At 69.4% G+C, this 26,983-nt stretch carries 26 protein-coding genes; 8 read left to right on the forward strand and 18 right to left on the reverse strand.

Going from position 1 to position 26,983, the window contains the following annotated elements; genetic code table 11:
• The first annotated feature begins 91 nt into the window (after positions 1-91).
• A complete protein-coding gene (locus tag QM728_RS13980) occupies positions 92-589 on the forward strand; it encodes a hypothetical protein (protein ID WP_415032609.1) in 498 nt (165 codons plus the stop codon).
• A gap of 2 nt (positions 590-591) precedes the next feature.
• On the opposite strand, the gene QM728_RS13985 is transcribed toward QM728_RS13980, so the two are convergent.
• Together QM728_RS13985 and QM728_RS13990 are read right to left on the reverse strand one after the other, a co-directional pair.
• A complete protein-coding gene (locus tag QM728_RS13985; protein ID WP_415032610.1) occupies positions 592-969 on the reverse strand; it encodes a type II toxin-antitoxin system VapC family toxin in 378 nt (125 codons plus the stop codon).
• Positions 966-1,208 (reverse strand): hypothetical protein, encoded by a 243-nt coding sequence (locus tag QM728_RS13990; RefSeq protein ID WP_415032611.1) that lies wholly within the window; start codon positions 1,206-1,208, stop codon positions 966-968. Before QM728_RS13990 ends, QM728_RS13985 begins: the two co-directional genes overlap by 4 nt.
• Before the next feature lie 137 nt (positions 1,209-1,345).
• Between QM728_RS13990 and QM728_RS13995 the strand changes: the two genes are divergently transcribed.
• The gene (locus QM728_RS13995; protein ID WP_415032612.1) at positions 1,346-1,987 is read left to right on the forward strand and encodes a GNAT family N-acetyltransferase; all 642 of its coding nucleotides are present in this window, start codon (positions 1,346-1,348) and stop codon (positions 1,985-1,987) included.
• Positions 1,988-2,092: 105 nt separating this feature from the next.
• Positions 2,093-2,422 carry a hypothetical protein gene (locus tag QM728_RS14000; RefSeq protein WP_415032613.1) on the forward strand — a complete coding sequence of 110 codons (330 nt, stop codon included), beginning with the start codon at positions 2,093-2,095 and terminating at the stop codon, positions 2,420-2,422.
• 24 nt (positions 2,423-2,446) lie between these two features.
• Here the strand turns inward: QM728_RS14000 and QM728_RS14005 are convergent, their stop codons facing one another.
• The 8 genes from QM728_RS14005 to QM728_RS14040 form a co-directional block, all read right to left on the reverse strand.
• A complete protein-coding gene (locus QM728_RS14005; protein WP_415032614.1) occupies positions 2,447-3,274 on the reverse strand; it encodes an MBL fold metallo-hydrolase in 828 nt (275 codons plus the stop codon).
• 32 nt (positions 3,275-3,306) lie between these two features.
• On the reverse strand, positions 3,307-3,885 hold the full coding sequence (locus tag QM728_RS14010; protein ID WP_415032615.1) for a beta-class carbonic anhydrase: 579 nt from the start codon (positions 3,883-3,885) through the stop codon (positions 3,307-3,309).
• A gap of 96 nt (positions 3,886-3,981) precedes the next feature.
• The gene (locus QM728_RS14015) at positions 3,982-5,019 is read right to left on the reverse strand and encodes a TIGR03857 family LLM class F420-dependent oxidoreductase (RefSeq protein WP_415032616.1); all 1,038 of its coding nucleotides are present in this window, start codon (positions 5,017-5,019) and stop codon (positions 3,982-3,984) included.
• Positions 5,019-6,056 (reverse strand): phosphotransferase family protein, encoded by a 1,038-nt coding sequence (locus QM728_RS14020; protein ID WP_415032617.1) that lies wholly within the window; start codon positions 6,054-6,056, stop codon positions 5,019-5,021. The genes QM728_RS14015 and QM728_RS14020 overlap by 1 nt, the downstream gene beginning before the upstream one ends.
• A 16-nt stretch (positions 6,057-6,072) precedes the next feature.
• Positions 6,073-6,522 (reverse strand): nuclear transport factor 2 family protein, encoded by a 450-nt coding sequence (locus tag QM728_RS14025; RefSeq protein WP_415032618.1) that lies wholly within the window; start codon positions 6,520-6,522, stop codon positions 6,073-6,075.
• 102 nt (positions 6,523-6,624) lie between these two features.
• Positions 6,625-10,023, reverse strand: coding sequence for an SNF2-related protein (locus QM728_RS14030; protein ID WP_415032619.1), 3,399 nt, complete (start codon positions 10,021-10,023; stop codon positions 6,625-6,627).
• An 81-nt stretch (positions 10,024-10,104) separates the two neighbouring features.
• Complete coding sequence (locus QM728_RS14035; RefSeq protein WP_415032620.1) at positions 10,105-11,790, reverse strand: cation:proton antiporter; 1,686 nt, start codon at positions 11,788-11,790, stop codon at positions 10,105-10,107.
• A 23-nt stretch (positions 11,791-11,813) separates the two neighbouring features.
• Entirely contained in the window at positions 11,814-12,278 is a 465-nt protein-coding gene (locus tag QM728_RS14040) for a hypothetical protein (protein ID WP_415032621.1), read from the reverse strand.
• Positions 12,279-12,452: 174 nt separating this feature from the next.
• On the opposite strand from QM728_RS14040, the gene QM728_RS14045 reads away from it, so the two are divergent.
• On the forward strand, positions 12,453-12,605 hold the full coding sequence (locus QM728_RS14045; RefSeq protein WP_415032622.1) for a hypothetical protein: 153 nt from the start codon (positions 12,453-12,455) through the stop codon (positions 12,603-12,605).
• A 140-nt stretch (positions 12,606-12,745) separates the two neighbouring features.
• Complete coding sequence (locus tag QM728_RS14050) at positions 12,746-12,898, forward strand: hypothetical protein (RefSeq protein ID WP_415032623.1); 153 nt, start codon at positions 12,746-12,748, stop codon at positions 12,896-12,898.
• Positions 12,899-12,953: 55 nt separating this feature from the next.
• Here QM728_RS14050 and QM728_RS14055 read toward each other — a convergent pair whose 3' ends face one another.
• The 3 genes from QM728_RS14055 to QM728_RS14065 all read right to left on the reverse strand — a co-directional run bounded on the left by QM728_RS14055 (position 12,954) and on the right by QM728_RS14065 (position 16,138).
• Entirely contained in the window at positions 12,954-14,585 is a 1,632-nt protein-coding gene (locus tag QM728_RS14055; RefSeq protein WP_415032624.1) for an acyl-CoA synthetase, read from the reverse strand.
• Positions 14,586-14,657: 72 nt separating this feature from the next.
• Positions 14,658-15,386, reverse strand: a complete 729-nt coding sequence (locus tag QM728_RS14060) for a class I SAM-dependent methyltransferase (protein WP_415032625.1) — start codon at positions 15,384-15,386, stop codon at positions 14,658-14,660.
• A gap of 11 nt (positions 15,387-15,397) precedes the next feature.
• Positions 15,398-16,138: a TetR/AcrR family transcriptional regulator gene (locus QM728_RS14065; protein ID WP_415032626.1), complete on the reverse strand. Its 741-nt coding sequence runs from the start codon at positions 16,136-16,138 to the stop codon at positions 15,398-15,400.
• Between the two features lie 44 nt (positions 16,139-16,182).
• Between QM728_RS14065 and QM728_RS14070 the strand changes: the two genes are divergently transcribed.
• A complete protein-coding gene (locus QM728_RS14070; RefSeq protein ID WP_415032627.1) occupies positions 16,183-17,313 on the forward strand; it encodes a glycosyltransferase family 4 protein in 1,131 nt (376 codons plus the stop codon).
• On the opposite strand, the gene QM728_RS14075 is transcribed toward QM728_RS14070, so the two are convergent.
• Both QM728_RS14075 and QM728_RS14080 read right to left on the reverse strand, forming a co-directional pair.
• Entirely contained in the window at positions 17,250-18,944 is a 1,695-nt protein-coding gene (locus tag QM728_RS14075; RefSeq protein ID WP_415032628.1) for a hypothetical protein, read from the reverse strand. The two genes, QM728_RS14070 and QM728_RS14075, sit on opposite strands and share 64 nt — an antisense overlap.
• Before the next feature lie 10 nt (positions 18,945-18,954).
• Positions 18,955-19,875: an HpcH/HpaI aldolase/citrate lyase family protein gene (locus QM728_RS14080; RefSeq protein WP_415032629.1), complete on the reverse strand. Its 921-nt coding sequence runs from the start codon at positions 19,873-19,875 to the stop codon at positions 18,955-18,957.
• A gap of 74 nt (positions 19,876-19,949) precedes the next feature.
• Between QM728_RS14080 and QM728_RS14085 the strand changes: the two genes are divergently transcribed.
• The gene (locus tag QM728_RS14085; protein WP_415032630.1) at positions 19,950-21,107 is read left to right on the forward strand and encodes a polysaccharide biosynthesis protein; all 1,158 of its coding nucleotides are present in this window, start codon (positions 19,950-19,952) and stop codon (positions 21,105-21,107) included.
• Between the two features lie 48 nt (positions 21,108-21,155).
• On the opposite strand, the gene QM728_RS14090 is transcribed toward QM728_RS14085, so the two are convergent.
• From QM728_RS14090 to QM728_RS14100, 3 genes are all read right to left on the reverse strand, one after another.
• A complete protein-coding gene (locus QM728_RS14090; RefSeq protein WP_415032631.1) occupies positions 21,156-21,818 on the reverse strand; it encodes a slipin family protein in 663 nt (220 codons plus the stop codon).
• A gap of 390 nt (positions 21,819-22,208) precedes the next feature.
• Positions 22,209-24,413 carry a 3-hydroxyacyl-CoA dehydrogenase NAD-binding domain-containing protein gene (locus QM728_RS14095; RefSeq protein WP_415032632.1) on the reverse strand — a complete coding sequence of 735 codons (2,205 nt, stop codon included), beginning with the start codon at positions 24,411-24,413 and terminating at the stop codon, positions 22,209-22,211.
• Positions 24,414-24,446: 33 nt separating this feature from the next.
• A complete protein-coding gene (locus QM728_RS14100) occupies positions 24,447-25,658 on the reverse strand; it encodes an acetyl-CoA C-acetyltransferase (protein ID WP_415032633.1) in 1,212 nt (403 codons plus the stop codon).
• A gap of 126 nt (positions 25,659-25,784) precedes the next feature.
• On the opposite strand from QM728_RS14100, the gene QM728_RS14105 reads away from it, so the two are divergent.
• A complete protein-coding gene (locus QM728_RS14105; RefSeq protein ID WP_415032634.1) occupies positions 25,785-26,978 on the forward strand; it encodes a TetR/AcrR family transcriptional regulator in 1,194 nt (397 codons plus the stop codon).
• Positions 26,979-26,983 lie beyond the last annotated feature (5 nt).

A 26,983-nucleotide genomic window follows, 5' to 3' on the forward strand; every position in this document is an offset into this window, starting at 1 on the left:
TCCCCTGACCGGCAAGAACGCGTGCACGCAGGGCCGAAGGACTCTCCGTTGTGGACCCAGCAGAATTGTGGAAAGGAGTACCGTCGAAGCCATGAAAACCACGACGCGCATCGCCACCGCGACCGGTGCCCTGGCACTCGGCCTCACCGCGCTCGTCGCGCCGCCGGGTGCGCACTCGGCACCGCCCGCTCCGTCGCCGATCGCCCCCAAGATCCCCGGCAAGCAGATCAACCACCCGAAGTATTCGGGCTATGTCGACGTCACCAATATCCGCATGGTGGGCCGCACGCTGCGGTTCAACGTCCGCTTCACGTCGACGCGCGGCGAGGTTCCGGTCAACCGTCTCAACTTCTCGGCGCTGGCCCGCGGCACGACCTACAAGTTCCCGACCAGCAACCTGCCCACCCGCAAGCTCTCGCCCGGGCAGAGCGTCGGCGGCAGCCTCTCGTTCCAGGTCAACAACGGCCCGCGCCCGACGCTGATCATCTACAAGTGCGACTGCGGCAAGACCCTCGCCACCTGGGCGGTGCCGCGCGGCAAGCAGAAGCCACCGCCACCGGCCGGCTCGTCAGGTTCGTCGCAGTCGTAGATCTAAGCGACCAGTTCGACCGGGCAGCGGATCCCCGGAGCCGCGGCGAGCTTCGCGTCGCCCGTCAGAAGCGTCGCGTCGAGCGCTTCAGCCAACGCAACAAAGCTCGCGTCGTAGCCCGAGAGGTTGTGGCGCAGTTCCCACACCCTGCCCAGCACTCCGGTGACCGGATAACGGGTCAGCGCGAGCCGGGTGAACGCTTCGAAGGCACGGTCGCCTTCACCCGACGGCAAGTCTCCGCGACGGACCATCTGGCGAAGTCCGTTCACAACCTCGCTGTCGACCAAGTGAGGCGCGGCCAAGTCGTCTGCATCGATCATGATCCGATCATTCCTGCCGAGTAGCGCGTTGACGACGACACTCGCATCGATGACCCTCATTCGCCTCGCCCCTCATGAATCGCCGTGACGATATCGTCGACGCTCACGCGGGTGCCGATCTCAGCCCGCGCTTCCCTGATGACCTCGGCGTTGTGCTGCGCGACATCTGCACGTCGGGCTATCGCCTCTAGCTCACCGCGCACATAGCTGGTCAATGACACCCCACGCGACTGCGCGGCACGGACCAACGCCGCGTGCGCCTCGTCGGAAAGCCCGCGAATCTGGATCACTTTCGACATCCCCCCATTCTAAGGCCGGATGGGTGCACATTGCACCCACTTCTCGCCGCTCACCGTCGACGGTAGGCCGCAGATCCCACAGAACCCGCGCGGCGATGCTTGCGCACCGCCCCTCTGTGGACGACTCTGAACTGTGGATGAGTAAGCAGACGATCCGGCCCTACGCCGCCACCGACCGCGCCGAGCTCCTGACGCTCGCCGAGCGCGCGGGTGAGGGTGCGCCGACGGAGTCGCTCTGGGGGCACTCGGCGTCGGAGCTCGACATCTACCTCACGCCCTACCTCGACGAGGAGCCCGAGTCGGTGTTCGTGGCCGAGGTCGACGGCAAGCTGGTCGGGTACCTCGTCGGCAGCCTGGGCGACGGCAAGGTCGACAGCGAGGACGACCGCATGTCCGCGGTCATCCAACAGCACCGACTGTTCCTGATCCCCAGCGTGATCCGGTTCTTCGCGCGGGCCGCGTGGGACACCTTCCGCAACCGCGGGCGCGAATCGGCCGGCGAGTTCCACGACCCCGCCTTCCCCGCACACCTGCACATCAACGTCGCACCCGAGGCGCGCGGCACCGGTCTCGCCGGCAAGCTCGTCGACGCCTTCGTCGCCCACGCCCGCAAGGCGAAGTGCCCCGGCATCTACCTGCAGACCCTCGTCGAGAACGAGCGCGCGACGAAGTTCTTCACCAAGGAGGGCTTCGAGCCCCGCGGCGCTGCTCCGCGCGTGCCCGGCATGCGGTATCGCGGCAAGCCCGTCCACCAGCTCACGATGGTCCGCTCGCTCTAGCCCGCTGTCAGACCGGCGTGACACCCTTTGGGCAGTCGACCCGGAAGGCCAGACCATGCCGCAGACACTCATCGCGAGATTCGCCCGGCGGACGGGCTACTTCGAATGACCCCGCGTCGCATGCGCATGATCGGCGAACTGACCGACCACAACCCCGGCGCGCACTTCGACGAGCCCGGTAAGACGCTCGGCAAGTACTACGCCGACTTCGGCGGCACCGCCGGCGAGATCGACGACCCGTACGGCATCTTCCGGAGCGTCAGCCTGGCCGCTTTCGACGGCGGCGACCCCGACTCCTACCTCGCCATCGGTTGCTTCGAGCAACGCCACCCCGGCGACCCATTTCCCGAGCTTCGCGACGGCCAGGTTGTGCTCGCCGAGTACGACCTCCCCGACGAGCGGCCCGACTACCTGCCGCCGGTCCGCGATGCCTGAGCTCGGCGACGCCTTGCCTGAAACCTAGAGACCCAGCGCTTCGAGGTGCTGGCCGATCATGATCTCCTCGACCTCGTCGGCGTACCACGGCCGTCGTCCTTCGAGTCGGTAGATGACACCCTTGCCGACGGCGTCGCGCGCGGTGATCGGACCGTCGGCCGCGAGGGCGAGGATCTGCTCGTCGCGCGCATCGAGCGCGGCGGCGTGCGTGGCGAGAGTGGCGAGGTATTCGTCACGATCGGCGTACGGGCCCTTGTGGTGGAAGGTCGTGACGACGTCGGCCTCGACCTCCGCGCAGCGCACCAGCGTCCGGCGCACGTCGGACAGCTCGGAGCCGACGTCGGCGTAGAACGGACCGAACGCCATCAGGTCGACGTCGCCGATGAACAGCACCCCGTCGGGCTCGATGAGGAATCCGCTGTGCCCCGCGGTGTGGCCGGGCAGCGGGACCACGTGGATGCGCACGCCGCCCCCGACGTCGATCACGTCGTCATCGTCGAAGCCGGTTGCGCCGGGGCGCTCGGACACGCTGAACGTCCGGCGCAGCTCCTCCTCCCGGTCCGCCTTCAGATTGGTGCGGTGGCAGAACTCGGCCCACGACCGGACGGCGTCCACGTCCCGCTCATGCGCGCGCACCGGCGTCGACGTCTCGCCGAGCCCGACGACGTGGTCCTCGTGATAGTGGCTGATCAGGATGAGGTCGGCATCGTCGTCGGCGGGGTGGTCGAGCGACGCGTCGATCCGGACCGTCGTATCGCCGCCGCGCACGAGCAGCGGGTTGCCCCGCGGGAATGTGCCGGCATTGTCTCCGCGCAGCAACTCCACGTGCTCGCTGAGTCGCTCGATGACCATGAATGGCAGCGTATCGCCACCGCTGGCAGACGCTACGCGGCTTTGCCCGCGTCGGTCGCGGTCGGCACCTCGAGTAGACGACCCGACTTCACGTCGTAGATGTAGCCGTACACGGGGATGCCCGCTGGCACCAGAGGGTGCTCCCTGATGCGACGGACGTCCTCGGTCACCGACTGCGCCTGATCGGCGATGGTGAGCCAATCGATGTAGTCGCCCTCGCGCGAGCCGGGGCCCTTGCCAACGTCTCGGAAGCCGTCGGCGCCCAGCTCGGCGGTCTCGAGGCTGTTGGCGAGCAGGCCGCGGATGACCTCGTCGGTAAAGAACTCCATGCCGCAGTCGCTGTGGTGGATGACGAACCACTCCTTGGTGCCGAGCAGCTTGTACGAGATCACCAGCGAGCGGATCGCATCGTCGCTGGCGCGGCCACCGGCGTTGCGGATGACGTGGGCGTCACCCTCGGACAGTCCGGCGTACTTGGCCGGGTCGAGGCGGGCATCCATGCAGGTGAGGATGGCGAACCCACGCGCTGGCGGGAGAGCGAGGTCGCTCTTCTCTCCGAACGACTCGGCGTAGGCGTTGTTGGCGGCAAGGACTTCGGGCAGTACAGACATGACGGCTCTTCCGGATCGGGGATCTGTCCCGCGACCGTATGCGCGTCGACGAATGCAAGAAACCCTTGGAATCAGGGTGGCGCTGAGGATGCGCGGCTACCGACGGTATGCGTCGACCACCGGCGCCAATTCGTCGGGCGTCGACCCGTGCATGATGACGGCGTCCGCGCCATAGCCGAGTTCGTCGCGCACCCGCGCCGCGCACTGCCGCGGCGACCCGGTGGCCGCCGGCTCGAGCCACTCGTCGGGGATCAGCGTCGCGATGTGTTCGATCTGGTCGGGCGTGGCCTTGTGGTCGATCCCGCCCGGCACCGACAGCACGACCGGATCTTCGCGGAAACGCGTGAGGACCGCGGGGTCCCAGTCGTTGGTGCGGACGAGTAGATCGCCGTAACCCTGCAGGTACGTGGCCAGTCGCGCGACGGTCTTCTTGAGCCGCACGTCTTCGGGCAGGTGATCGCCGACAGTTGCCAGGCAGGACCACACCCGCACCGACTCCGGATCGCGGCCCGCCTCCTCGGCCGCCCGCTTCACCGTCGTGACCGCGCGCCGCAGGGTCTCGGGGGTGAAGTAGGTGTGCAGGATGACGTCGTCGAACGCGCGACCGCCCAGCGCGAGGGTCTTCGGCCCGAAGGCGACGAGCGCCAGGCGGATGTTCTCGCGGAAGTCGCGATCGAGGAACAGCACCTGGTACTGCCCGATGGGGCCGTCATGCCCGACGATGACCTCGCCGTTCCACAGCCGACGCATGACCGCCGCGAAGTCCTCCATCTGCGCGGTGGTGACCGATGGGATCCCGAAGCCCGAGTACACCGCTGCGATACCGCGGCCGATGCCGAGGGTGAACCGCCCGCCGGACAGCCGGTGCATGGTCGTCGCCCACGACGCGGTGATCAGCGGGTGGCGCGTGTTGTGGTTGGTGGCGGCGGTCGCGATCTGGATTCGCTCGGTGACCGCGCATGCCGCCCCAGTCAGCGACGCCGCCTCCTTGACGTTCCACCGCTCGGAGATGAAAGCAGTCCCCAGGCCGAGTTCCTCGGCGCGACGCGCCTCGTCGAGGAGCGTCGCCGGGTTGTCGGCACCCGCCCCGGCCAGCAGGTAGCAGCCGAGATCGTCGAGCACCCGCGCGGCCATCAGGCAACCTCTTCTACGAGGGCGACGGTGTCGTGGTCGTCGATGGCCCGCGCGCCGCGGGCGAGCATCGTCGCGGCCATCTCGTCACCGCGTTCGGTCTCGGCGGAGAACGCGTAGCCAAGTGTCGTGATGAGTGGGATCTGCAGCATGCCCAACCGGTAGTCGCGCCAGCAGTCGTCGGCAGTGTAGTCCCGCACTCCATACCCGAGCAGCGCCGCGTGGTAGCGGTCGACGAGATCGCGCTCGTGCTCTCGACGAACCTCCGGCACCAGGCTGGTACCGACGAAGTAGGCGAGGTCGCGGGCGGGCAACCCGACGGTGAGGGTCTGCCAGTCGACGATGGTGATCGCCGAGTCGTCGGGCGGGAACAGCATGTTGTCGAGTCGGTAGTCGCCGTGCAGCAGCGCAAAGCGGTCCGGTTCGAGTCCGAGCCAGCGCTCGACGCGGTCGGCCGCGGCATTGATCGTCGCGCGCTGCCCGTCGTCGAGGCGATCACCGATCTTGCCGAGCGTGATGTCGGTGGCCATCCGCGCGAGCTCTCCCATCCCCCGCGCGAAGTCCGCGTCCGGTTTGGGCATCGTCACGCCGGGGAACTCCGTCCACGCGGGATCGCACCAGCGCGGTCCGTGCAATCCGGCGAGAGCCTCCACCGCGAGGCGGGCCCGCTCGGGCGAACAGCCGTCGAGCTGATCACCCTGCACCGCCGGGGCGAGATCCTCCATCAGCAATACGAATTCGGTGCAGTCCTCGGAGACCTCGCAGTGGTGGACCCGGGGCAGCGGCACCGCGACGGTGTCCGCGGCGTTTGCGTAGAACGAGTGCTCGGCGCGATAGCTCAGCGCCACGCGTTCGCGCACCGCCGGATCCTGCGACGGGAGTTTCGCGATCAGCGGCACGGCCGGTTCGCCGTCGCCGCGCGCGTACTCGACGCGGTAGGTCGCCCCGGTCTGCCCGGTGCCGACGGGCGAGACCCGGACGTCGGCGACGTCGGCGCCCAGCACGTGGCCGAGCCAGTCCGGGGTGAGGTCGGCGGGCACGCAGGGGACGTTCAATTCAGTCCTTCTGCACGAACGGGTTGTTCTCAAACCAGACGTTATCCTCGACGAGCTTCTTGCTGCGCCAGCCGTCCGCGGTGCGGACCAGGTCGTGGTTGTAGTACCCGCCGCAGAACGACGTCCCGTCGACGCCGGGGATGTCCAGCGGGTTGTAGAACTGGGCGCGCACCGTCGCGGTGTCGCCGTCGAACTTGGTGTCGATGTTCATGACGCAGTGCATCGTCATCGGCAACAGGGTGAGGTTCTTCGACAGCCAGTCGACGGTCTCGTCGAGCGTCCCCGCCTCGCCGTGCGGGGCCGACGTGTAGTCGATCCAGGCGTCGGGGGTGAAGACCGACCGGTACAGCTCCCAGTCGTGACTGTCGACCGCGGTGCAGTACCGGGTCAGCAGTCGACGGACTTCCGCCTCTTCGATCATCAGTTGCAGGGCGTCTTGGTCAACGGTCATGACGTCACCGTAACCGCGCCGGTACCTTCCCGCGGGCCGATTGTCGTCGCGCGTGAACGATCGTCAACGCGTGACGCGAATCCACTCGCGTGACTACGAGCGTCAGCCGCCCAACAACTCGCGGATGTCGCTCTCGCTGATGCCCGCACCGAAGAGATCGCCGTCCTCGACTACGGCGTTGAACAAGGCGCGCTTGCGGTCCTGCAGGGCGATGACGTTCTCCTCGATCGTCCCCGCCGACACCAGCCGGTAGACCGTGACCGGACGCTCCTGGCCGATGCGGTGCGCACGGTCGACGGCCTGCGCCTCGGCGGCCGGGTTCCACCAGGGGTCGCAGACGAAGCAGTAGTCGGCCTCAGTCAGGTTCAGGCCGAACCCGCCGGCCTTGAGGCTGATGAGAAACACGTGGACGCCGCCGGAGGTGAACTCCGCGATCTCCTTCGCGCGGGCCTTCGCGCTCATCGACCCGTCCAGATACGCGTACGCGATCCCCTCGGCGTCGAGCCGCGCGCGCACCAGCCCCAAGAACCCGGTGAACTGACTGAACACCAGCGCCGAGTGCCCCTCGGCGATCAGTTCGGGCAGCTGCTCGGCCAGGTGGTCGATCTTCGCCGACGCCACGCCCAGATCGTCCTCGTCGACGAGTCCCGCGTGCAGCGCCAACTGCCGCAGCATCGTCAGCGACCGGAACACCTCGAACCGGTTCTTCTCCCAGTCGCCGAGCAACCCGAGCACCTTCTGCCGCTCGCGGTTGAGCCGCGTCTGGTAGATCTTCTCGTGCTTGGGCGCGAGCTCGAGCGCGAGCACCTGCTCCTGCTTCGGCGGCAGATCCTTGACCACCTGGTCCTTGGTGCGCCGCAACATGACCGGCTTGATCCGTCGGCGCAGCACGGCCAACCGCTCCGGCTCGGTCCCCGACTCGATCGGCTTGCGGAAGTAGTCGGTGAACGTCCGCGGCGACGGGAACAGCCCCGGCGCGGCCACCGACAGCAGCGCCCACAACTCCATCAGGCTGTTCTCCATCGGCGTACCCGTCATCGCGATCTTCAGCCCCGCCGGGATCCGCCGCGCACACTGGTGGGTCTTGCCGTTGTGATTCTTGATGAACTGCGCCTCGTCGAAGAGCACCGCGGCCCACTCGTACCCGCTGAAGGCCTGGAACTGGAGGCGGAACAGCGTGTACGACGTCACGACGATCCGCGCGTCGCCGATCTGCGACTCGATCGACCCGTCCGTGCGCACCGACCCGACCGCGGCCGCCGGTGCCGACGGCAGGAACTTCTCCGCCTCGCGCACCCAGTTCCCGACGACGCTGGTCGGGGCGATCACCAGGAACCGGGCGTCCGGATCCTCCTCGAGCGCGGCCGCCATCATCGACAGCGCCTGCACGGTCTTGCCCAGGCCCATGTCGTCGGCGAGGACCCCGCCGATCTTGTTGTCCCACAGGAACTTGAGCCAGTTGTAGCCGTCGAGCTGGTAGTCGCGCAGCTCGGCCCGCAGCGTCGCCGGAGGCTCCCCCGGCTCCGGCAGCGCGGCCGACGCCAGCCGGCGCATCCGCTCGGCCCACCGCGCCAGATCGTCGTCGACGACGCCCAGCGACAGCAGCTCCTCCCACAACGTCGCGTTGTAGGAGTCGCGACGGACCTTCGACCCCTCGATCTCGCCGATCTCCCGCGCCTCGTCGAGGAGTTCGGCCAGCTTCGCCAGCGCGGGATGATCGAGCGGGAAGTAGGTGCCGTCGTCGAGCAGCATGTGCGTGGCGCTGCTGTTCAACTCGATGATCAGCCGGTCGATCGGCACGACGACGCCGTCGACCTCCACCCGCAGGTGCAGGTTGAACCAGTCGTTGCCGCCACCGCCGTCGGAGCTCAGCGTGATGTCGGGTTCGCCCTCGGCCGCGCGGAACCGCTCGGCGTCCCCGTCGACGTCGACGCGCACGCCGCGCTCGCGCAACACCGGCAGCACCTCGTGGCACAGGACCGCGGCGTCGATCGGCGAGTACGTGTAGACCCGCCGCAGCAGCTCGACGTCGGCCTGCCGCGCGGCCTCCGGAACGGTCTTCGCCTCGATCAGCGCATCGATCTGGTGCGACAGCTCGACGCCCATCCCGACGGGCAGCCGCCGACGCTCGTGCTGCAGGTAGGTGATCGCCTGGTTGCGCCAGCGCTGGCACACCGCCGCGACCGTCTGCATCGCATCGACCGCCGACGCCAACGCCGCGCCCTCGGCGCCGACGTCCCGATAGGCGAGCGCCGCACCCCCGTCGTCCACGGGCTTGAGTTTCCCGTTGACCTCGTACGCGGGACGCCACCGCACCCGCGCACCCTGATCGTTCAACTCGACGCTCAGCAGCGCGAACGGACCCACGACGTCCGGCTTGACGATCGCGTCGTCGTCGACGAGGACCGGCAGCGACGCCGGCAGGCTCGGGACGACCTCGGTCGCGAACTCGCCGACCTCGTCGTCGGGGATGAACATGGCCGGGGCGCCGAGCAGCTTCGCCAGACCGGTGTCGTCGCCGGGCGATTCGAAGTACCCGATCAGCATCACGCCATCCGAGACCGAGTACATGCCGTGCGGTCGCGGCGTCCCGATCAGCCCGACATCGCCGCCGGTGTAGGCCTCGTGGTTGACGTGGATGAACGGCTTGACGTTGATGCCGCCCGTCGCCTTCGACACCTCGAGCCCGACGCCGGAGGACTTCACCAACTCCACCGACTGGGCATCGACCCCGTTGCCGGGCAACAGCGCGATCCCCGCGTCGCGCGCGTGGGCCAGCAGCTCCCAGATGTCCGGGGGTGCGGCCGCGAGCGAGATCTGGCCCGCGTGCTGCGCCGTGTAGTGCCCGGCGAAGGCCCGGGCGATCGCGCGCGCCGCAACCAGCTGGCGCTCGTCGAACGCCTCAGGGTCGAACTCGCTCGGCACGCCGGGCATGTAGGCGTAGCCGGGTGTGTCGGTGCTCATCGTCGCGTTCCAGCTGATGCCGGTGCGCACCCACGCGCCGCTCTTGCCGACGGTCAGCAGTGCGATCGTCGGCGCCTGGTGCTGCGCGTAGCGGGTACTCGCCGGCACGTGGAACTGGATGGCCAGCGGCTTGGTGTCCTCCGTTAGCGCCGGCTGCGTCGACGGCGCGCCGCCCGCGGTGAGGCCGCCGAGCATGGCCCGCCACTGGTGCTCGCCGCCCGGTTCGCCGCCCGACGGGGCGTCGCGCGACTCGGCCAGCAGCAGCGCGACGGCGTGCTTGCAGAAGTGCCCGATCGGGCAGGTGCACGTCGCGTCGATGATCGCCCGGCCACCATCGCCATCCGGTTCGAAGCGCACCCGGGCGGTGTACACGTGTCCCGACCCGACGCACCTGCCCTCGAGCAGCAAATCGTCGCGCCAGCGACGGTTCATCACACGGCCCTGATCGGCATACGCGGTGCCGCGCGCGATCGTGCCGTCGTCGAAGCAGTCCAACAGCTCACCCGTGGTCACGGCGAGCGGGGAGTAGGACGGCATGGCGACCAGGTTAGACGGCCGGACCGACGTTGCGCCGCCCCCGAAGTGGTGATCTGTGGACGGTGGAATCCTGTGGACGGATCAGAGGTGGCTGGCCGGGCCGCGCATGCTCAGCGCGATCTGGTCGGCATCCAATCCGGTGAGTTCGTCCTTGAGGACGTCGGCGTCGAAAATCCCGTCCTCGCGCGCATCGAGGAGGGCCGCCCGCTGCGCGTCGATGATGGCGTTGCGGTACTTCTTGCGCAGCTCGAATTGCTCGTCGCGCGGGGTGTCCTCGGGGATCTCGACCACCGGCACCGACTTGTACGCCTCCCGCATGATCTCGTGCAGGCGACGACGGTCGGCCTCTTCGAGTTCCCGCTCGGCGGCCAGCTCGGCCTCGTCTGGGTTGCGGCTGAGCACGCCGAGCAGCGGCCCGATCGTCCCGCCCTGCACCACCAGGGACAGCAGCGCGACGGTGTAGGCGATCAGGATCAGCACCGACCGGTTCGGGGTATCCGACGGCAGCGTCTGCGCCGCCGCGACGGTCACCGCGCCGCGCATGCCGGCCCACACCACGACGGCGCCCTCGCGCCAGCCCAGCGGGGCGCGCAGGAAGTACTCGAAGTCCGCGAGGCTGCGCCGCAGCCGCGTCGAGAAGCGTTCGAGGTGCGCCTCGGTCGGCTCGCGGCCGCTGCGCTGGGCCATCCGGTCGGCGACCTTGCTCTTGCCCTCGGGGGTGCTGATCTTCTCCTGCAGGTCCGCGACCTTCGGCTGGATCTTGGCGATGCGGTTGCTGCGGCGCCCGAGCCACGCCAGCAGCGGCGCGACGTAGGCGGCGCGGATCGCCACGGTGATCAGCAGCGCGATCGCCGCGAGCAGGACGGCGTGCAGCACCCCCTCGTGATCGCGTTGGACGTCCTCGACGATGGTGCGGATCTGCAGGCCCATCGTCAGGAAGATCGCGCCTTCGAGGACGAGTTCGATGGTCCGCCAATTCTCCCGGTCCGACAGCCGGTTGCGCGGCGGCAGCATGCGGGGTTGGCGGAAGCCGGTGATCAGACCGGCCACGACGGCGGCGACCAGACCCGACGCCTCCAGCAGCTCGGCGGGGATCGCCCCCAGGAACGGCACGGTGAAGGAGATGACCGTGTTGACCGCCGGGTCGTGCAGGCGGCGGCGCAGCAACAGGTTGCCCGTGCCGACCGCGATGCCGATCAGCAGGGCCACGACGACCGAGTACGAGAAGGAGCCCACCGCACCCCAGAACGAGAACGAGGCCGCCGTGGCGACGATCGCAGTGCGCAGCAGGACCAGGGCCGAGGCGTCGTTGAGGAGACTCTCCCCTTCGAGGATGGCGACCACGCGCTTGGACACCGACGTCTTCTTGATGATCGACGTCGCGACGGCGTCGGTCGGGCTGATCACCGCGCCGAGCGCCACGCCCCAGGCGAACCCGACGCTGGGGATCACAAGCATGAAGAACAACCCGAGGACCAAAGAGCTGGCGACGACCAGGAGCACCGACAGTCCGCTGATGGCGCCGAACTCGCGTCGGAAACTCATCGCCGGCATGGCCACCGCGGCGGCATAGAGCAGCGGCGGCAGCACGCCCTGCAGGATGAGCTCGGGGTTGAGGTGGAAGTCGTGGAAGATCGGGAGATAGCTCGCCGCCACCCCGGCGCCGACGAGCAGCAGCGGCGTCGCGATGCCGACGCGCGGGCTCAGCATCGTAGCCGCGGCGATCAGCAACAGTCCCGCCCCGGCGATCACCAGGTACTCGATCATCGACCCAGCCTAGAACGTGGCGCTCACCGTGCGCGCACGACGCGGAACGTCGTGCAGCCCGGCCCGGCCACCCCGCCGCTGAGCGTGTTGCCGACCAGCTCGCCGACGAGGTCGACCATCACGTACTCGGCCGGTCGGCTGATCCACTCCTGCTGGGTGAACCGGAACGTGTTGCCGTGCTCGTTCACGACGGTCATCCGGTAGCTGCCGCGCTCGACGCGCGGGTTCGACGGAACGGGGCCGAAGGTCATCACCGCCGCCGCGCGCGGCAGGTCGCTGCCGGGCTGCGACGTCGACGTCACGTCCAGGTCGACCGCCGTCTCGCCCTGGGCGCAGTGGTAGGTGCCGCGCCACGTGCCGATCAGTTCGCGCACGCTCACCGTCGTAGACGACGCCTCCCCGGCGCGGGGATCGCCGTCGACGGTCCGCGCGCAGCCCGACGCGACGACGAGGACGGCCAGGAGCACGGCACAGCGGGCGGATCGCATCGCTCCATCATCGCCGACCGCGGCGCGAAGGTCCGCCCGACGCCCGACGGCATCGTGACCAACACGTGATCGGACTCCCAGAGAATGTCCAGTTCGCCCGAAGCTCTTGTTGGGTTTCGCTCGATACGTTCATGGTGGTTGAACGAAACCGACCGCAACGAAAGGAAGCGCATCATGCGTCACCACCACGGCCCGCACGGGCACGGTCCCCACAACAACGGCCCCTACGGCCACGATCACGGTCACTACGGCCCCCGCCGTCGTCGCCGCTACCGTCGTCGCTACTACGACCGTCGCTACCGCCGCTGGATGTGGGGCTGGTTCTGAGCCGACCCTGCGTCTGACGACACAGTTGCGATAAGCCCGATTGCCCCGGCAGTCGGGCTTCTCGCTGTCCGGCACCGGAATGTCCGATTTCGTTGCTACCCTCGGCACTACAGCCATCCCCCGAGCGAACGGAGCCGCCCATGCCCTTCGATGACGATTACGACCGCCGCCGCCGCCGTCGTCGCAGGCGTCGCCGGCGTCAGCGCCGACTCGAGCAGCAGCGCCGTCGCGACCGGTTGCGCGACCGCATGCGCCGCCGCCGCTCGGCCGGCCAGTTCCTGAACTGGGGCTGACCGCCAAACGCAGAAGCACCCGACCGTTGCGGTCGGGTGCTTCTGCGTCTGTGGATCAGATCGGTCCGGTCGGCAATTCGCGACGGACCAGTTTGCCGGTCGGGTTGCGCGGCAGGTCGTCGACGAAGATGACGTCGCGCGGCACCTTGTACCGCGCCAGGTGCTCGCGCACGTGGGCCTTGATCTCGTCGGCGGTCGGCTTCGCGCCTTCCTCCGGCACGATGAACGCCCGCAGGCGCGTGCCGAACTCCTCGTCGTCGACGCCGATCACCGCGATGTCGGCGACGCCGTCGTGCGCCGCGAGGAGGTTCTCGACCTCCTGCGGGTACACGTTCTCGCCGCCGGAGATGATCATGTCGTCGTCGCGGCCGGCGATGTGCCACAGACCCTCGTCGTCGACCAGGGCCATGTCGCCGGTCGACATGTAGCCGTCGATGATCTGCTTGTTGCGCCCGTCGGTGTACCCCTCGAACGGCGCGCCGTTGCGCACGAACAGGCGGCCCGGCTTGTTCTTGGCCCGGACCTGCTTGTCGTTGTCGTCGTAGAGGCGCAGGTAGCTGGAGACGGGCGGCTTGCCGATGCACCCGGGCGACTTGCGCAGGTCGGCCGGCTGCGCGACGGAGGCCACCGCGACCTCGGTGGAGCCGTACAGGTTGTAGAGGGTGTCGCCGAAGGTGTTCTGCCACCGCTCGCACAGTGCTGGGGGCAGCGCGGATCCGGCCACGACGACGGTCTTGAGCGAGCTGGTGTCGTACTTCTTGATGACGTCGTCGCCCAGGGCGAGGATGCGGTACAGCATCGTCGGGACGGCGACGAGCATCTCGGCCTTGTTGTCGGCGATCGCCTTGAGCGTCTTCTCCGGGTCGAAGCGGCGCAGCAGGACCGCGGCGTTGCCGAGGGCGGTCGACACGCTCCACAGCGCCCAGCCGGTCGCGTGGAAGATCGGCGACACGATGACGACGGCCTTGCGCTGCGGAACCGGGATGCGGTCGAAGATCAGCGCGCTGGCGAACGGGGAGATCTTGGAGCGCTTGGCGCCCTTGGGCAGGCCCGTCGTGCCGGAGGTGAGGATGACGAACCCGGCGAACTCCTCGGGCCGCGGCGGCACCGAGGTGTCGCCGGTGGTGACGATCTCCTCGACGACCTGCACCCCCTTGGGCAGCTTCTTCTTGCTGTCGCGCCAGGTGAGGTAGCGCTTGTCGGCGGGGAAGCCGTCGACGATGTCGGTGAACTCCTCGTCGTGGAAGATCGCCTTGAGGCCCTCGCGCTTGGCGACCTCGTCGAACTGCGGCTTGCCGAAGCCGGTGTTCATCATCGCCAGGCGCACCCCGGCGCGCCCGGTTCCGGCGATCAGCGTCAGCAGGCCGCGGTGGTCACGGGCGAGGATCCCGACGACGTCGCCCTGCTTGATCCCGTCAGCGTGCAGCTTGTTGGCGATCGCGTTGGCGCGCGCATCGAACTCGGCGTAGGTGAGCGTGCCGGCTTCGTCGACGATGGCCGGCTGGCTGGGAAAGTCGGCGGCATTCTGGCCGACGACGGCGGCGACCGGGCCGATCTGCTTGCCGAGCTTCACCGACTCGACGACGTGCTTGGGCTTCTTCAGATCGATCGCGCCGGCGTTCTGCAGGACTTTGAGTGCTCCGAAGGTGTCGGACACCTGATCTAGCGTCGTGCGCAGCGAGGGCATGGGAGCCTTTCTTTCTGATAACGGTCGTTGTCTAACTGTGGAGACAGCCTAACGCTTGTGACATCGGCCACGCTACTCGCCGACCTCAAGCACCATCACCAGATTGGTCGCGGCCACCTCCCGCAGCCCCGGGACCCGCAGCACCCACCACAGCCAGCTCGGCAGATAGCGCGGGAAGGCGGCGACAAGGCGGGCGCCGCGGACCTGGCGCGCCCACGCGAGTCCCTCGGCGGCGGTGACCTTGAACAGCGACTGCCCGTAGAGGTTCTTCGGCGGGTGGCCGTGCCGCGCGGTGTACCTGGCCGCGGCCCGATGACCGCCCAGGTAGTGCGACAACCCCATCTCGTGCCCGCCGAACGGGCCCCACCACAACGTGTAGCTAATGATGACCGCGCCGCCCGGTCGCGTCACGCGGATCATCTCGTCGGCCATCTCCCATGGTCGGGGGGTGTGCTCCACGACGTTCGACGAGAGGGCGATGTCGACCGAGTTGTCGGCGAACGGCAACGCCTCGCCCGCCGCGCGGACGGTGGTGCGGTGCGCCAAGCCCGCGGCCCGCAACTCCCCGGCGTCGGGGTCGACGGCCAGGTACCGACCGCCGCGATCGGTGAACGCGTCGGCAAAGTAGCCCGGCCCCCCGCCGACGTCGAGGACTACCGCACCGTCGACCGGGGCGAGCGCGTCGACCATGGCGGCGGTGTCGTCGGCGAGGGCGCCGTAGAAGCGCGCCGGGTCCGACTGTTCGTAGCGGAAGTCGCCGAGCAATCCCCAGGCGCGGCGCCAGGTGGCGAGCCGTCGCATCCGGTCGAGCATCAACCGCGGCCGACCCGGGCGAGGACGCCGTCGACAATCAGCCCCAGGGTGTATTCGAACTCGTCGTCGATCTCGCGCGGCGAGTCGCTGACCTGCGTCATCGCCGGGAAGAACTCCGGGTCGAGGGAGTCCCAGTACTCGCGCAGTTCGTCGACGTCGTCCTTGTCTTCGGGCGTCCCCTGCACGGCCGATCCGACGACCAGCCGACCCAGCGACACATACGTGTCGGCCGCTTCCGACGGGCTCAGGCCGTCGCGGACCATCTGCCGGATGCCGAGCTCCTGACGGATGAGGGCGATGGGCCCAGCCGGTCGCTGTAGCAGGAACAGCTTGGCTGCGGCTGGGTGTCGGCGCAACACCCGGTAGCTGGCGCGCGCACCTGCCCGGATTCGTTCGGCCAGGTGCGCGACTCCGGCTTCGACCGACGCACCTTTCAGATCTTCGGTGAGTTCGGCCATCATCTCGCCCATCAGCCGGTCGACGATGAGCGCCTCGAGCTCCTCCTTGCCGCCGGGCAGTTGGCGGTAGAGCGTGGCGGTCGACGAGTCGAGTTCGCGGGCGAGGGTGCGCATGGACAGCGCCTCGGAGCCGCCCCGATCGAGGAGGGCCAGCGCGGCGCCGACGATCTCGTCGAGCGGGCGCGACGGACGGCCGCGACGGCTCGCCGTCGGCTCGCCCTGAGCGGACCGCTGCGCCCACCAGCGCGGGGTGCCCGGAACCGGGGTAGCTTCGTCGCTCACGGATGCCAGCGTACCGTCGCCGCCTGCGTATCCTGGTCGGCGAGATGAGCACCGCCGCACCCGTCGTCGCCCTGCTCTGCTGGCGCGACCTCGAGCACCCGCAGGGCGGCGGCAGCGAGCGCTACATCCAGCGCGTCGGCGCCGAGCTCGTCGACCGCGGCATGCGGGTCACCCTGCTCACCTCCGCCTTCCCCGGTTGCGACGACGAGTCGGTCGTCGACGGCGTCCGGATCGTGCGCCGCGGCGGGCGGTTGTCGGTGTACCCGCGCGCCCTGCTGACGCTGGTCGGTGCCCGACTGGGCGTCGGTCCGCTGCGCGGCTCGGTGCCCGACGTCGTGGTCGACACCCAGAACGGCGTCCCCTTCTTCGCGGCGCTGCTCTCGAAGCGGACGGTCGTGCTGGTGCACCACTGCCACCGCGAGCAGTGGCCGGTCGCCGGTCCGCTGCTGTCCCGACTCGGCTGGTGGGTCGAGTCGCGCCTGTCGCCGTGGGCCCATCGCCGTCGGCGGTACATCACCGTCTCCGAGCCGTCGCGGGCCGAACTCGTCGACCTGGGCGTCGCCGCCGACCGGATCGACGTCGTGCGCGCCGGCATCGATCCGCCGCTCGCCGTCGACGAGGTTGTCGGCGAGTTTGCCGAGCGGATCGTCGTGCTGTCGCGCCTGGTGCCGCACAAGCAGATCGAGCACGCGCTCGACGCGGTGGCGGCGCTGGCCGACGAGCGTCCCGGGCTGCGGATGGACATCGTCGGCGGCGGTTGGTGGGACGACGAGCTGCAGGCACACGCGCGGTCCGTCGGGGTGGCCGACCGCGTCGTCTTCCACGGGCATGTGTCCGAGGAGCGCAAGCACCGGCTGCTCGCCGGCGCGCGGGTGCACCTCATGCCGTCGCGCAAGGAGGGCTGGGGCATCGCCGTCGTCGAGGCCGCCCAGCACGGCGTGCCGACCATCGGCTACCGCTCGTCGGCCGGGCTCACCGACTCGATCGCCGACGAGGAGACCGGTCTGCTCGTCGAGGGACCCGATGAACTGGTCGCCGCCACCCGCAAGCTGCTGGAGAACCCGGCGTTCGCCCGCGAGCTCGGCGACGCCGCCCGCGCGGCGGCCGCGGGCTACTCCTGGTCGGCGACCGCCGACGGCTTCGAGCGCGTCTTCGCCTCAGTCGCCTTTCGATGATCGAGTGCCGCAACGGCGCATGCCAGCGCGACCAACAGCACCGCCAACCAAGTCAGGTGGGCGCCGACCGCGACGGCCCGTTTCGCCGCTGAGGCACCGGGAACGATCACCGGATTCTCGACGCGGTACAGCGTCAGGTACCGACCGCTGAACACCGGATCGGTGAGCCCGGCCGGGGTCCGATTGCGCTCGGGCTCTTCGACGAGGACCCAGCCGACGCCGTGACGGGCGAGTTCCTGCGGCCCGCCGCCCCGCGTGAGCAGATCCTCGACCCGCGCGGCCCGCGACGCCGGTGCCGCGTCGACGGTCTTTCCGTCGACGTCGAGCTGCCCGGTCTCCAGGACGGGTGCGCGCAAGAGTCGGCGGGCGGGGTCGAGGCTCGGCGTCGTGGTGAAGGAGTAGTCGCGAACCATGCCGGTCGGCCAGAGCGCGACGGCTCCCCGGTCGGCCGGGATGATCGCGACGACGCGCTGCCAGTCGTCGGGGAGGTCGACGGGGTGCAGCCGCAGCGCGGCGTCGGGCAGCGGTGCGGCGACGAGCAGCGCGACGGCGGCGAAGGCGAAGCCCGCCGGGAGCAGTCGTCCGAGGGCCCGGGTCGCTCCGGCGATGCCGATCGCGACGGCGGGGAGCAGGAGGGCGAGGAACTTCTGGGTGTCGCGGAGCAGGCCGGCGCCGGGCACATGCTCGATCAGGAACTCGAGGACGCTCAGACCGGGCGGGGTCGACGCGAGAACCACCAGAGACGCGGAGCCGAGGGCGAGGAGCGCAGCGCGCGACGCGACTGTCGTCGTCTCGAGATCCCGCACGACGAAGACCCAGCCCGCGACAACGACAGCCAGCAGCAGCACCGTCGCGACCCCCGCCCACCAGGTGGTTCGACTACCCGGGACCGCGTCGGCGTTCCAGATGCCACCCATCCCGAGGGCGGTGAGGACGCGGCCCAGTCCGGGCTCGGCACGCAGCGCGAAGAGGCCGGCGGCAGCGGGATCGGCAGGCGTCGACGACGGGCTCAACGCCGTCGCGACGAGCCACGGCAGAGCGCCGACGACAACCGCGGCGAGCGCGGCCGCGGACCGTCGCAGATCTCTGACCGACACCACGGCGACCATAACCGCGACCGCGGCGAGCAGCGAGCCCGTCGGCGTCAGACCCGCGCCGACGACCGCGGCCCAGAGCATCGGCCAACCGCCGCGCTCGGACCGTCGGATCCGGTCGCCCGCCAGCACGATCCACGGCACCGCCGCATACCCGGCGAGCAGACTCCACTGTCCCTGCATGAGGCGCTCGGCGACGAACGGGTTCCAGACGGCGACGAGCGCGGCGGCACACTGCGGCGCCCAGCCGCCGCCGACGACCCGCGTCGCGAGGAGTCCGGCCCCGATGCCGGCGAGCGCGAGGGCCAACCAGGTGATGGCGATGACCGCCACCGTTCCGGGGACGACGGTGCTCACCATCGCCAGCAACCCGTCCTGCGGGACGGCGCGCGCGGGTGTCTCGGTCAAGCCGAGTGCGGCGTCGGTGAGGTGGGAGCGCGGCGTCGAAACCGCGTCGCGCATAAGCAGCGGTCCGCCGCGCAGGCCGAGCACCAGCGCGCCGGCCGTCGCACTGACCGCGACCAACGCGCGCGACACCGGGAGGTCCCTAGTGGTGGTAGGTGTCCGACGGCGCGGCGGAGTGACCCGACTCGTCGGTCGCGTAGCTGCTGGAGGTGATGCCGTAGGCACGGGCGAGGTCGAGGATCTTCGTCGCGCGCGCGATGCGGGGGAGGTCGGAGCCGTTGCGGATCTCGCCGCCGTCGCGGTCGAACTCGGCGAAGAACTCACGGGCCCAGGAGATGTCGTCGAGCGACGGGGAGAGGCCCTCGTTGACCGGGGCGCACTGCTCGGGGGTGAGGCAGATCTTGCCGGTCATGCCGAACTCGACGCTGACCGAGGTCGCCTCCGACAGCTTGAGCGCACTCGACCCGACCGTCGGTCCGTCGATGGCGCTCGGCAGGTGCGCGGCCTTCGCGGCAATGGTGAACCGCGACCGGGCGTAGGCGAGGGTCTGCGGGTTCTCGCCGAAACCGGTGTCGCGGCGGAAGTCGCCGATGCCGAAGGCCAGGCGGAACGTGCCCTTCGCCGACGCGATCTCGCCGATGCGCTCAAGGCCGCGGGCGGTCTCGACCAGCGCGACGATCGGCACGCCGGGCAGGCGGCTCGCGGTCTCGGTCACATGGTCCATCGACTCGACCATGGCCAGCATGACGCCGCCGACCGAGGTCTTCGACAGGGCGGCCAGGTCCTCGGCCCACCAGGGGGTGCCGAAACCGTTGATGCGGACCCAGTCCTCGTGGCCCTCGTTCATCCAGCGCACGGCGTTGTCGCGGGCGGTGACCTTGTCCTTCGGCGCCACCGCGTCCTCGATATCGAGGATCACGATGTCGGCGCGCGACTTCGACGCGGGCTCGAAGCGCTCGTACTGAGCGCCGTTCACGAGCAGCCAGCTGCGCGCGAGCACCGGATCGATGCGCGACCCGACGTCGTCGGAGTCAGGATTGGTCACGAATTCCTCGTCGTACACGCCCACTATCGTCGCCTATCGGCGTCGGGATGCCAAAGTTCTGGCGCGAGCGCGTGACCAGGCACACTGAACGGGTGACGACGTTGCGCTCGGTGGGTGCGGTGACCATCGGGTCGATGGTCGCCAATGTCGCCGCCTACCTGGTGGCGATTCCGGCCGGTCGCGCGCTCGGTGCCGCCGACTACGGGGTGTTCGGCGTCGTGATGGCCGCGATGGTCGTCGTGGCCGCACCGTCGCTGGGCGTGCAGGCGGTGGTCGCGCGGGAAGTCGTGCACGGGCGGTCGGGGCTGACGCGGCTGGCCGTGCAAACGGCGTTGCTCGTCGCCGCCCTGGCCGTCGTCGCCGGTGCGATCCTCGTGCCGCTGACCCGGATCCCCGTCGCGGCCGCGGCCGCAGGGCTGGTGATGGCGCCGCTGATCACGCTGACCGCAGCGGCGCAGGGATTCCTGCAGGGGCAGCGGCGGTTCCGGCGTCTCGGTTGGGTACTGGCGCTGGTCGGGGTGCTGCGGTTCGGGCCGATGATCGTCGCGCTGTTGCTGGGCGCTTCCGCCGTGGGCGCCCTCTGGGCCGGGGCAGTCGGGACGCTGGCCGCCGCCGTGCTGACATTTTCTGCGGCTCACACGGCCACCGAGGGGAATATCCCCTCGGTGCCCCCCACAGCGGCAGAAAATGTCAGGAGCGTCCTGGGTGCGTCCCAGGTCCAGCTGGCCCTGCTGGCGGCGGTGTCCATCGACCTCCTGCTCGCCCGGGTCGTCGTGAACGACGGCGACGCGGGTGTTTACGCGCTGGGCGCGGTCGCGACGAAGGCGGCGTTCTGGTTGCCGCAGGCGATCGGGACGGTCGTGTACCCGCGGCTCGCGGCACCGGGGCGCGGCCGTTCGTTGCGGGTCGCTATCGGGGTGGTCGCGGGGATCGGTGCGATAGCCGTGGCGTCGGTCTGGCTGGCCTCTCCCTTGGTCCCGCGGATCGTCGGCGACGACTACGAGCCGCTGACCGGGATCCTCTGGGTGTTCGCACTGACCGGCGCGGTCCTCGCGGTCCTCGGGTTGGTGCTGCTCGCGGTGATCGCCGCATCGCGCACCGCGATCGGCATCGCCGTGTGGGTGGCCGTCGCGCTGGAAGCCGGGGCGATTCTGCTGTGGGCCGACACGATCACCTCCCTGGCGGTGATCGCGGCGGTGTCGGCGACGGTGACGACCGTCGGGTGTCTGGCCCTGGTGCGCGGTCGCTGACGAGAACGGGCCCGCACCCGAAGGTGCGGACCCGTCCCGGTAGCCGGGCTACTCGTCGTTGCCGACGGACAGCACGACCTTCGAGCCGTACGGCACCGCCTCGACCATGCGCATCCGCGCCAGGGCCGGGTGCTCGTCCAGCATGCGGCCGGCGTTCGCCAAACTCCGCAGCGCGGCCGTCTCGGCCCGCGCGGCCTCCAACTTGGCCTGACCGCGCGCCTTGGCCGTGATCAGCTCCATGGCCGCCGAGCGGATCTCGTGCGGCAGGATCACGTCGCGGATCGCCACGGCCTTCACGGCGATGCCGACCGGCTCACCGGCGGCCACCGCGGCGGCCGTCAGCGCCGACGCGTCGAAGGCGTCGGTGCGGCCGACCAACTCGTCGGCGGTCACCGACGCGCAGGCGGTGCGCAGGGCGACCTGCGCGGCGACGTACACGGCGTCGATCGGATCGTCGGACCGCTCGGTGAACGCCACGGCGTCGACGACGGTCATGATGATCGCCAACGACACGCGCACCGGCACGCCATCGGCGGTGACGACCTCCTGCGGCGCGACGCGGACGATCCGCTCGCGCAGGTCGACGCGGACGACGGCGCTGCGCCGGCCGACGCGGTGCGCACCCGGGGTCAGGACGCGCGCGAGCTGGCCGTCCCGGTACTCCAGGGCAGTCTCACCGGGGTTCACGACCCAGCGGGTGAAAATGGACATTGCGCGCCTCCTTTCCTTTAGTGCGCAAAGTTGTTGATTCAGTTGTGGGTCTCGATACGGATGCTCGACCACCAAGCGGACGCCGCCCCCGGGCGGGGCCGACGGTGGGGTGTTCCGGCGAGCCGGGCACCGCAGGACCGTCGCAACCCCGTGGCCCCGGGGACGGCGTACCTGGTTGAAGGACTTGAACCTTCGGGCTTTTCGAGAGCCTTGCCACTTGGATGGACTCAGCTCGTGCGACGTGCGGGACCCGGTTGCGGTAACCCGGCCGGGCCGCTTCCACTCGCTGCTTCCGAGCGAGAACTCTCCCACCGGCGACACGGGTGGGCAACCGAATAAATCAGGCCCCGCACCGAGTCGGTGCGGGGCCTGATCACAGAGCCGGAAGACTTAGGCCTTGACCTTCGCCTTGACGAGATTCTTGTTGGTGAGCTTCTCGTTCTTCTTGGCCTTCTCAACCAGCGAGGCCGGGGGCTCGAAGTGCTTGCCGTACTTGGACGCGAGGTCCTTGGCACGCTCGACGAAGCCGGCCACGCCACCCTCGTACTGGTTGATGTACTGCACGACGCCACCGGTCCACGGCGGGAAGCCGATGCCGAAGATGGAGCCGATGTTGGCATCCTCCACCGACGTCAGGACTCCCTCGTCGAAGCACTTGACGGTCTCGAGGGCCTCGGCGAAGAGCATGCGCTCCTTCATGTCCTCGAGCGGGATCTCCTTGCTGCCGGACTTGTAGTGCTCGCGCACGCCCGGCCAGATGAGGCCGCGCTTGCCGTCCTCGTAGTCGTAGAAGCCCTTGCCGTCCTTCTTGCCCGTCCGACCCTCGTCGACCATCCAGTCGATGACGGCGTAGGAACCGTGCTGCGGGAACTCGATGCCCTCGGCCTTGGCCGCCGCCTCGGACTCCTTGCGGATCTTCTGCGGCAGGGTCAGGGTCAGCTCGTCCATCAGCTGCAGTGGCGGCGCCGGGTAACCGGCCTGCGAACCCGCCTGCTCGATGAACGCCGGCTCGACGCCCTCGCCGACGGCCGCGATGGCCTCGTTGACGAAGGTGCCGATCACGCGGCTGGTGAAGAACCCGCGGCTGTCGTTGACGACGATCGGGGTCTTGCGGATCTGCAGCGTGTAGTCGATGACCTTGGCGAGCACCTCGTCGGAGGTCTTCTCGCCCTTGATGATCTCGACCAGCGGCATCTTGTCGACCGGGGAGAAGAAGTGGATGCCGATGAAGTTCTCCGGCTTCTTCACGCCCTCGGCGAGGATGGTGATCGGCAGGGTCGAGGTGTTCGAGCCCAGCACGGCGTCGGGCTCGACGACGTCCTCGATCTCCTGGAACACCTGGTTCTTGACCTCGACGGACTCGAACGCGGCCTCGATGACGAAGTCGACGCCCTTGAAGTCCTTGGCGTCGGTGGTCGGGTGGATCCGATCCAGCAGCGCCTTCGACTTCTCCTCGGTGGTCTTGCCGCGCGAGAGGGCCTTCTCCTCGAGCTTGACCGAGTAGTCCTTGCCCTTCTTCGCGGCGTCGAGGTTGATGTCCTTCAGGACGACCTCGCAGCCGGCCTTGGCGCTGACGTACGCGATGGCCGCGCCCATCATGCCGGCGCCGATGACGCCGACCTTCTTGGCGGTGTACTTGTCGAAGCCCTTGGGCCGCGAGCCACCACCGTTGATGTGCTGCAGGTCGAAGAAGAACGCCTTGATCATGTTCTGCGCGACCTGGCCGGTGACCAGCGAGACGAAGTAGCGCGTCTCGACGAGGTCGGCGGTGTCGACGTCGACGTAGGCACCCTCGATCGCCGCGGCCATGATGGCGCGCGGGGCCGGCATGTTGGCACCCTTGATCTGCTTGCGCAGCAGCGCCGGGAACGCCGGGAGGTTGGCGGCGACCGCCGGGTTGGTGGGGGCACCGCCCGGGATCTTGTAGCCCTTCACGTCGAACGGCTGCTGTGCCTCCGGGTTGGCCTTGATCCACTTCTTCGCGGCCGGGACCAGCTCCTCGATGGAACCGACGACCTCGTCGACCAGACCGGTCTCCTTGGCCTTCGCCGGGTTGAACTGGGTGCCCTGCAGCAGGACGCCCATCAGCGCGTTCTGCATGCCGAGCAGGCGCACGGTGCGGACCACGCCGCCGCCACCGGGCAGCAGGCCGAGGGTGACCTCGGGCAGGCCGATCTTGGAGCCCTTGACGTCCGCCGCAATGCGGTAGTGGCAGTGCAGCGCGAGCTCGAGGCCGCCACCGAGGGCGGCGCCGTTGATCGCCGCGACGACCGGCTTGCCCAGGGTCTCCAGGCGGCGCATGACGGCCTTCATGCCGTTGGCGCGCTCGGTGATCGCGGTGGCGATCTCTTCCTTGCTCTCCTTGCGCTCGGCCGTCATGTCCTTGAGGTCGCCGCCGGCGAAGAAGGTCTTCTTCGCCGAGGTGAGGATGACACCGGTGATGTCGTCCTTCTCGGCCTCGAGGCGGTCCACGGTGGCCGCGATGGAGGTGACGAACAGGTCGTTCATCGTGTTGGCGCCCTGGTTCGGGTCGTCCATGGTCAGGATGACGACGCCGTCGCCGTCCTTCTCCCAGTTGAACATGTTGTCGCTCATGGTTCTTCTCTCTTCAGGTCTGCTGGTCTGCGCTTAGACGCGCTCGATGACGGTTGCGACGCCCATGCCGCCGCCGATGCACAGGGTCACCAGGCCGTAGCGGCCGCCGGTGCGCTCCAGCTCGTCGAGGCAGGTGCCGAGGATCATCGCGCCGGTGGCGCCGAGCGGGTGGCCCATGGCGATCGCGCCGCCGTTGACGTTGACCTTGTCGCGCGGGATCTTCAGGTCCTTCATCCACTTCATGACGACCGACGCGAACGCCTCGTTGAGCTCGAAGACGTCGATGTCCTCGACGGTCAGGCCGGCCTTCTTCAGGGCCAGCTCGGTGGCCGGGGTCGGACCGGTGAGCATGATCGAGGGCTCGGTGCCGATCTCGGCGTAGGAGACGATGCGGCCGCGCGGGGTCAGGCCGTTGCGCTTGCCCGCCTCCTCGGAGCCGATCAGGACCAGGCCGGAGCCGTCGACGATGCCGGAGCTGTTACCACCGGTGTGGACGTGGTTGACCTTCTCGACGTTCGGGTACTTCTGCATGACGACGTCGTCGAAGCCGGCCATGTCGGCCAGGCCCTGGAACGCCGGCTTGAGCTTGCCGAGCGACTCGACGGTCGTGCCCGGACGGATGTGCTCGTCGTGGTCGAGCAGGACGACGCCGTTGATGTCCTTGAACGGGATGACCGACTTGGCGAAGTAGCCCGACTCCCATGCCTTGGCGGCACGGGCCTGCGATTCGGCGGCGTAGGTGTCGACGTCGTCGCGGGAGAAGCCCTCGATCGTCGCGATCAGGTCGGCGCCGATGCCCTGCGGGGCGATGTAGTTGTCGTAGGCGGTAGTCGGGTCCATGAACAGGGCGCCACCGTCGCTGCCCATCGGCACGCGCGACATCGACTCGACGCCGCCGGCCAGGACCAGGTCGTCGAAGCCGGAAGCGACCTTGGCCGCGGCCAGGTTCACGGCCTCCAGGCCCGAGGCGCAGAACCGGTTGATCTGGGTGCCCGGGACCGACTCCGGCAGACCGGAGACGAGGGCGGCCGTACGGGCGATGACCGCGCCCTGCTCGCCGACCGGGCCGACGCAGCCCAGGACGACGTCGTTGACGTCGGCGGGGTCGAGGCTGCCGTGGCGGGCCAGGAGTTCGTCGATCAGGCGCGAGACCAGGTCGACCGGCTTAACGCTGTGCAGCGCGCCGCCGCGCTGCTTGCCACGGGGCGTGCGGACCGCCTCGTAGATGAATGCTTGCTCAGGCACGGATGTTCCTTTCACACGAACCATCGTTGGTTACGCGAGCAAGACTAACGTGGAATAACTTATTTGGCTATACCTACTGGTCAAAATGTTCACCACCGTGAATTTGTGGGCTATGGTCTGTTCACCATGACCGTGCAATCCGCTCGCGCGAGCCGTCCGGCCGACCGCCGTCGACAGCTCATCGACCACGCTGCCGACCTCTTCGTGCAGCGCGGCTACCCGCATGTCTCGATGGCGGACATCGCGCGCGCGGCCGGTGTCACCGCACCGTCGTTGTACCGGCACTTCGCCGACAAGCGCGACCTGCTCGGCGCGGCCGTCCTCTCCGGCGTCGACGACCTGGAAACCTGTACCGACCGGGCGCTTTCCGCGCCGCAGGCGACCGCCGACGACACCCTGCGCGCACTCATCGAAGCCATCGCCAAGCGGCCGGACTCGGCGTCGCTGTGGCGTTGGACCGGCGCCTATCTGAGCGACGAGCAGAACCGCGAGGTCGCGCTGCGCACCCGCGCGGTGCTGCGCCGCTGGGCCGACATCCTCTTCGGCGACGACCACGGCCTGACCGACTGGGAGCGCTCGCAGCTGACCTGGGCGCTGCTGTCGGTCGCGGGGTCGAGCGCGGTGCACAAGGCACGACTGTCGCCGACCCGCGAGATCGACGAGCTGGTCGGCCGGGCGCGCCGGCTCCTGCGGCTGCGCCCGTCGCTGGCGCCGCCCCGCCCGCCCGCGATCCCCGCACTGCCGTCGACGACCCGCCGCGACGAGATCCTCGACGCCGCGTCGCACCTGTTCGCCGAGCGCGGTTACGCCGACGTCGGCGTCGACGAGATCGGGGCCGCAGTCGGGATCAGCGGGCCGAGCGTCTACAACCACTTCCCGTCGAAGGCGGCGATCCTCGTCGGCATCGGCCAGCGCAGCGCGGCCCGCCTGGAGGCCGGCGTCATGGCCGCCTATGCGGCCTCCGACGACCCCGCGCAGATCCTCGACGCCCTCGTCGACTCCTACGTCACGGTCATCACCGCCACGCCCGACCTCTCGGTGTCGTTCAACAACGCTGCCGCGCTCGCCGAAGACCCGGCCGCGCGCGAGCTGCTGGAAACCCAACGGCGGTACGTGGCGCGCTGGATCGATCTGCTCCCGCAGGCCGACGCCGCGGCGGGCGAGGGGCGAATCGGCCCCGGCGAGGCGGCTGTGGGCGTGCACGCGGCGCTGTCCATCGTCAACGACGCGGTGCGCCTGCGCCGCGGGACGTCGCGCCCGGAGTTCGGGGCGCAGATGGCCTACCTGATGAAGGGTGTGTTGTCCGCCGACCGCGGCTAAATTGA

It is taken from the genome of Gordonia sp. (in: high G+C Gram-positive bacteria), assembly GCF_047602025.1.
In the GTDB taxonomy this organism is placed as follows: Bacteria; Actinomycetota; Actinomycetes; order Mycobacteriales; family Mycobacteriaceae; genus Gordonia.